The sequence below is a fragment of the Monashia sp. HAY1-2A genome (genome assembly GCF_056755315.1).
The window spans coordinates 64,163-70,231 of record NZ_JBNDHY010000004.1 but is presented as its reverse complement, the minus strand read 5'-3'; the positions used below and the strand labels follow the sequence as shown (position 1 = coordinate 70,231).

Annotated in this window: 6 protein-coding genes and 1 rRNA gene; 3 read left to right on the top strand and 4 right to left on the bottom strand. The window is 71.4% G+C overall.

The window, feature by feature from the left end:
- Positions 1–111 precede the first annotated feature (111 nt).
- The 3 genes from rrf (at position 112) to ACPYOM_RS01355 (ending at position 1,992) form a co-directional block, all read left to right on the top strand.
- Positions 112–228 (top strand): 5S ribosomal RNA (gene rrf / locus ACPYOM_RS01365).
- Positions 229–412: 184 nt separating this feature from the next.
- Positions 413–787 carry a cupin domain-containing protein gene (locus ACPYOM_RS01360; RefSeq protein ID WP_481344589.1) on the top strand — a complete coding sequence of 125 codons (375 nt, stop codon included), beginning with the start codon at positions 413–415 and terminating at the stop codon, positions 785–787.
- A 14-nt stretch (positions 788–801) separates the two neighbouring features.
- Positions 802–1,992 (top strand): adenosine deaminase, encoded by a 1,191-nt coding sequence (locus tag ACPYOM_RS01355; RefSeq protein ID WP_481343257.1) that lies wholly within the window; start codon positions 802–804, stop codon positions 1,990–1,992.
- A 19-nt stretch (positions 1,993–2,011) separates the two neighbouring features.
- Here the strand turns inward: ACPYOM_RS01355 and ACPYOM_RS01350 are convergent, their stop codons facing one another.
- Genes ACPYOM_RS01350 through deoC form a run of 4 tightly spaced genes read right to left on the bottom strand, consistent with a single transcriptional unit; the run spans position 2,012 to position 6,067 of the window.
- Positions 2,012–2,689 (bottom strand): uridine kinase family protein, encoded by a 678-nt coding sequence (locus tag ACPYOM_RS01350; protein ID WP_481344588.1) that lies wholly within the window; start codon positions 2,687–2,689, stop codon positions 2,012–2,014.
- Positions 2,690–2,696: 7 nt separating this feature from the next.
- Positions 2,697–3,584, bottom strand: a complete 888-nt coding sequence (locus ACPYOM_RS01345; protein WP_481344587.1) for an aldehyde dehydrogenase family protein — start codon at positions 3,582–3,584, stop codon at positions 2,697–2,699.
- Positions 3,581–5,065 (bottom strand): aldehyde dehydrogenase family protein, encoded by a 1,485-nt coding sequence (locus ACPYOM_RS01340; RefSeq protein ID WP_481344586.1) that lies wholly within the window; start codon positions 5,063–5,065, stop codon positions 3,581–3,583. The genes ACPYOM_RS01345 and ACPYOM_RS01340 overlap by 4 nt, the downstream gene beginning before the upstream one ends.
- Before the next feature lie 12 nt (positions 5,066–5,077).
- Complete coding sequence (gene deoC / locus ACPYOM_RS01335; RefSeq protein ID WP_481344585.1) at positions 5,078–6,067, bottom strand: deoxyribose-phosphate aldolase; 990 nt, start codon at positions 6,065–6,067, stop codon at positions 5,078–5,080.
- Positions 6,068–6,069: the final 2 nt, after the last annotated feature.

The window sequence follows — 6,069 nt, the reverse complement described above, 5'->3', positions numbered from 1 at the left end:
ACCGGTACTAATAAGCCGACAACTTGACCCTACGAAGATGCTCCGCGTCCACTGTGCAGTTCCCGAGACACAAACACTCCACACCCCGCGTGTTTGAGATCTCCATAGAGTTTCGGCTGTCATAGCGAAGGGGAAACGCCCGGCCCCATTCCGAACCCGGAAGCTAAGCCCTTCAGCGCCGATGGTACTGCACTGGTGACGGTGTGGGAGAGTAGGACGCAGCCGGACACACTTTCACGACAGAGGCCCTCCCGGGACACCCCGGGCAGGGCCTCTGCCGCATTTTCCGGAGCCTTTTGCAGGAGCCCGTTCCGCGGGCGCCGAACGGGGTTCACCCGGCGTTCGCGGGTCGTCCACCGGGCGCCTTTCGGCGGCGTCTTCCGGCCGCCGACGCGGGGCGTAGGGTGGCCTCGTGCCTCATCTCATCCCGTCCCCGACCCGCATTCCCGTGCCCGGCGGCAAGGTCATCGACGAGCACGTCGGCGCCGTCAACAGCCCGGACGCCGGCCTCGGCTCCTCGGTCTCCGTCGCGCACATGGTGGCGCCGGCGGACTGGTCGGAGCCTTTCCAGACTCCGGAGTTCGACGAGATCACGCTCGTCCTGCGGGGCCAGGTGCTCCTGGACCATGACGGCGGCCAGTTGTCCGTGGAGGCCGGCCAGAGCGTCGTGACACGGGCCGGCGAGCGGATCCGCTACTCCTGCGGCCCGGAGGGCGCCGAGTACGTGGCGGTGTGCCTGCCGGCCTTCAGCCCCGACACGGTCAACCGTGAGGACGACGAGCAGTGACCGACCGCGCACCGATGACGTCGGTCCCCACCTCCTCGTCGGACGCCGGCCTCGTCGGCGACCTGCGGGCAGCCCCGAAGGTCCTGCTGCACGACCACCTCGACGGCGGGCTCCGGCCCCAGACCATCATCGAGCTGGCCGGCGAGGTGGGGTACGAGTCCCTGCCGGCCACCGACGCGGGGGCCCTGCGCAGCTGGTTCCGCGAGAGTGCGAACTCCGGCTCGCTGCCGCGCTACCTCGAGACCTTCGACCACACGCTCGCGGTCATGCAGACCGAGGAGGGGCTGTTCCGCGTCGCGAGCGAGTGTGCCCAGGACCTCGGTGCCGACGGTGTCGTGTACGCCGAGAGCCGCTACGCACCGGAGCAGCACCTCGGTCGTGGCCTGTCGCTCGAGGCCGTCGTCGAGGCCGTCAACGCCGGCTTCCGTGACGGGGAGGCGAGGTCCGCCGTGGCCGGTCACCCCATCCGGGTCACGTCCCTGCTGACGGCGATGCGCCATGCCGCGAAGTCCGCGGAGATCGCCGAGCTCGCGGTGAGGTACCGCGACCGCGGCGTCGCCGGCTTCGACATCGCGGGTGCCGAGGCCGGCTACCCGCCCACCCGGCATCTCGACGCCTTCGAGTACCTGCGCCGCGAGAACGCGCACTTCACGATCCACGCCGGTGAGGCCTTCGGGTTGCCGTCGATCTGGGAGGCGATCCAGTGGTGCGGAGCCGACCGGCTGGGCCACGGTGTGCGCATCGTCGACGACATCACCATCGACGACCGGCCCTTCGGTGAGTGGCTCGACGGGCACCGCGACGACCCGAAGGCGCTCGTGCACGTCGAGCTCAAGCGTGTGCGCCTCGGCCGCCTCGCCGCGTACGTGCGTGACATGCGCATCCCGCTGGAGATGTGCCCGAGCAGCAACCTGCAGACCTCCGCGGCGCTGTCGATCCCGCTGCACCCCATCACGCTGCTCAAGCGGCTGCGGTTCCGCGTGACGCTGAACACCGACAACCGGCTCATGAGCGACACCTCGATGACGAAAGAGTCGACGCTGCTGGCCGAGCAGGCGGGCTGGACCCTCACGGACTTCCGGTGGGCGGCGATCAACGCCATGAAGTCGGCGTTCATCCCGTTCGACGAGCGCCTCGGGTTCATCAACGAGGTCATCAAGCCGGGGTATGCCGCGTTGGGCTACGTCGCCTCGCCGATGGGCTGAGGCCCGCCGCTCGACGGCGTCAGGGGCGGCTGTTCGTCACGAGGTGCGAGAGCTCCGTCTCCGCCTCGCGTGGCGTGATGCAGCGCGCCCCGAGGGCCTGGGCCTCGGCGACGACGTGCGGCTCGTCGCGCAGCAGCGCCAGGCCCCGCCGGAGGAGGATGTGGGGCGGTTTGCGGCGCTCGGCGAGGTCGCGCGCGAACCGGCGCAGCGCCGTGACGTACCGGTTCTGTCGCACGCACAGCGCGTCGGCGAGCAGACCCTCGGCCCGCAGCGGCGCCACGAGGCGCCCGGCGAACAGCCCCTCGGCCAGGATGTGGTCGCGGGGACCGGCGTCGACGGCGTGCCGACCCGTGACGGCGGAGGCCCCGATGTCGTACACCGGGACCTCGACGTGCCCGGTGTCGACCAGGGTCCGCAGGGCGGTGACCGCCGCGTCGGTGTCCCACGAGTCGATGTGGTCCCAGTCCGCGATGCCGATGGGGGAACGCGGCAGCCGTGGGTCGTCGTGCTCGCGGTAGAAGTCGTCGAGCCGGACGACGGGCCAGCCGTGGGCGGCGCTGAGCCGTGCGGCCAACCGGCTCTTGCCGGCGCCGCTCGGCCCGGTGAGCAGCAGCACGCGTCGTCGGCCGGGCGACGACGCGCTCGCGACCTCGCCCGTCGCGTCCGTGCCACCCACGGCCTCGCGCCCCGCGCTCACGAACCGGTCACAGGCCCTTCGGGTGCCAGACCGTCTTCGTCTCGACGAAGGCACGGATTCGGGTCAGGCCGGGGTCCGCGCTCCAGTCCGGCTCGACCGCGGCGCCCTCGGACAGCGTCGGGCGCAGGACCCGCTTGAGGTTGCCGGCGGCCTCGGCCTCCAGCGCGCCCCACTCGAGTCCGTCGGCGCCGGCCGCACCGGTGAGGTCGATCGCGTTGACGTCGCGGTGCGAGGCGAGCCACGGGGCCACCTCGGCGGTGCGCCCCGTCACGATGTTGACGACGCCGGCCGGCACGTCCGACGTGGCCAGGACCTCCCCGAACGTGACCGACGGCAGCGGCCGGTCGGTCGAGCTGAGCACGACCGCGGTGTTGCCCGTCGCGATGACCGGCGCCACCACGGACACGAGGCCCAGCAGCGAGGAGCGTTGCGGCGCAAGGACGCCCACGACGCCTGTCGGCTCGGGAGCGGACACGTTGAAGAAGGGTCCGGCCACCGGGTTGAGGGTGCCGAGCACCTGGGCGACCTTGTCGGTCCAGCCGGCGTACCAGACGAGGCGGTCGACGGTCGCATCGACGACGCCCGACGCCGCGCGCGCCGACAGTCCCTCGCCCGCTGCCACCTCCTCGACGAACTGCGCGCGCCGGCCCTCGAGCACCTCGGCCACGCGGTACAGCACCTGGCCGCGGTTGTAGGCCGTGGCCGCCGACCACGTGGGGAAGGCGCCACGCGCCGCGACGACGGCGTCGCGCAGGTCCTTGCGCGAGCCCATCGAGGCGTTGGCGAGGAACTGGCCCTGGGCTGAGACGACCTCGTAGGAACGACCCGACTCGCTGCGGGGGAAGGCGCCCCCGATGTAGAGCTTGTACGTCTTGCGGACGTCGAGGCGGCTCATCGGGCGGCTCCCGTCGCGGTCGAGGACACTGTCGCAGGGGTGGTGGTGAGGTAGGCGTCCAGGCCGTGGCGCCCGCCCTCACGGCCGTAGCCGGACTCCTTGTAGCCGCCGAAGGGCGAGGCAGGGTCGAAGCGGTTGAAGGTGTTGGCCCAGACGACGCCGGCGCGCAACCGGTCGGCCATCCAGAGGATCCGCGAGCCCTTCTCGGTCCACACGCCGGCCGACAGGCCGTACGCCGTGTTGTTCGCCTTGGCGACGGCCTCCTGCGGCGTGCGGAAGGTCAGGACCGACAGGACAGGGCCGAAGATCTCCTCGGTCGCGACCCGGTGGGTCTGCGAGACGCCGGTGAGGACGGTGGGCGGGAACCAGAAGCCCTTGCCCGGCAGGGTGCACTCGGGGCTCCACCGCTCGGCGCCCTCGGCGATACCGGCGTCGACGAGGGTCGTGATGCGGTCGAGCTGGGCCCGGCTGTTGATGGCGCCGAGGTCGCTGTTCTTGTCCATCGGGTCCCCGACGCGCAGGGTGCCCAGGCGACGCTTGAGCCGGGCGACGACGTCGTCGTGGACGCTCTCCTGCACGAGCAGGCGCGACCCCGCGCAGCAGACCTGGCCCTGGTTGAAGAAGATGCCGTTGACGATGCCCTCGACGGCCTGGTCGATGGGCGCGTCGTCGAAGACGACGTTGGCCGCCTTGCCGCCGAGCTCGAGGGTGGCCTTCTTCGCGGTACCGGCGATCGATCGGGCGATCAACCTGCCCACCTCGGTCGAGCCGGTGAAGGCGATCTTGTCGACGTCGGGGTGCTCGACGAGCGCCTGGCCGGTGCGCCCGTCGCCGGTGAGGATGTTGACCACGCCCGGGGGCAGGTCGGCCTGCTGGCACACCTCGGCGAACAGCAGCGCCGTGAGCGGCGTCGTCTCGGCCGGCTTGAGCACGACGGTGTTGCCCGTCGCGAGCGCCGGTGCGACCTTCCAGGCGAGCATGAGCAGCGGGAAGTTCCACGGGATGACCTGCGCGACGACGCCGTGCGGTCGGGGCACGGGTCCGCCGGACGGGGTCAGGCCCGCGTACTCGAGCTTGTCGGCCCAGCCCGCGTGGTAGAAGAAGTGGGCCGCGGCCGTCGGGACGTCGACGTCGCGGGTCTCCTTGATCGGCTTGCCGTTGTCGAGGGTCTCGAGGACGGCGAACTCTCGCGCGCGCTCCTGCAGGATGCGCGCGATGCGGAACAGGTACTTGCCGCGCTCGGCGCCGGACAGACGGCCCCAGACACCGTCGTAGGCGCGGCGGGCGGCGGCCACAGCCTTGTCGACGTCCTTGGGTCCGGCCTGGCTGACCTCGGCGAGGACGGACTCGTCGGCGGGGTTGACGGTGGCGAAGGTGGCCTTGGGGCGGGTGAAGGCGCCGTCGACGAAGAGGCCGTAGGACTTCTCGATGGTGACGACGGCGCGCGACTCGGGCGCAGGGGCGTACTCGAAGGTGGGCATCAGGGTCCTCGGTCAGTCGATCGTCACGTAGTCGGCACCGGAGTAGGCGCCGGTCGCCAGCTTCTGCCGCTGCAGCAGCAGGTCGTTGAGCAGGCTCGAGGCCCCGAAGCGGAACCACTCCGGCGTCAGCCAGTCGTCGCCCGCGATCTCGCTGACCATGACGAGGTGCTTGATGGCGTCCTTGGTCGTGCGGATGCCGCCGGCGGGCTTGACGCCGACCTGCACGCCGGTGACCTCGCGCCAGTCGCGCACCGCCTCGAGCATGACGAGGGTGACCGGCAGGGTCGCCGCGGGGGACACCTTGCCGGTCGAGGTCTTGATGAAGTCACCACCGGCGAGCATTGCCAGGTAGGACGCCCGGCGCACGTTGTCGTACGTCACGAGCTCGCCGGTCTCGAGGATGACCTTGAGATGCGCGGTCCCGCAGGCGGCCTTGACCTCGGCGATCTGGTTGAAGACCGTGAGGTGGTCGCCGGACAGGAACGCTCCCCGGTCGATGACCATGTCGATCTCGTCGGCCCCGGCGCGCACGGCGTCGCGGGTGTCGGCGAGCTTGACCGCCATGCTGGCGCGCCCGGACGGGAACGCGGTCGCGACGGCCGCCACGTGGATGCCGCTGTCGCCGAGGGCGTCCTTGGCGGTCGCGACCATGTCCCCGTAGACGCAGACGGCCGCCGGACGCGGCGTCGTCGGGTCGAGCGCGTCGGGCACGAGCGCCTTGGCGCACAGCGAGCGGACCTTGCCGACGGTGTCGGCGCCCTCGAGCGTCGTCAGGTCGATCATGCCGATCGCGGTGTCGATGGCCCAAGCCTTGCTCGTCGTCTTGATCGACCGGGTGCCGAGCGAGGCGGCCCGCGCCTCGCAGCCGACCTGGTCGACGCCGGGGAGCCCGTGCAGCCACGAGGTCAGGGCCGAGTTGGTCAGGCGCGACACCCCGAGGACGTCCCGCGCCTGGGCGGTGAGCTCCTGCGCGCTGCGCGTCGTCGTCGTACTAACGGTCACCC

What these genes read in the sequence shown, in the direction of transcription:
- ACPYOM_RS01355 (WP_481343257.1), top strand. Translation starts at nt 802, where the DNA reads ATGACGTCGGTCCCCACCTCCTCGTCGGACGCCGGCCTCGTCGGCGAC.
- ACPYOM_RS01345 (WP_481344587.1), bottom strand. Translation starts at nt 3,584, where the DNA reads ATGAGCCGCCTCGACGTCCGCAAGACGTACAAGCTCTACATCGGGGGC.
- ACPYOM_RS01340 (WP_481344586.1), bottom strand. Translation starts at nt 5,065, where the DNA reads ATGCCCACCTTCGAGTACGCCCCTGCGCCCGAGTCGCGCGCCGTCGTC.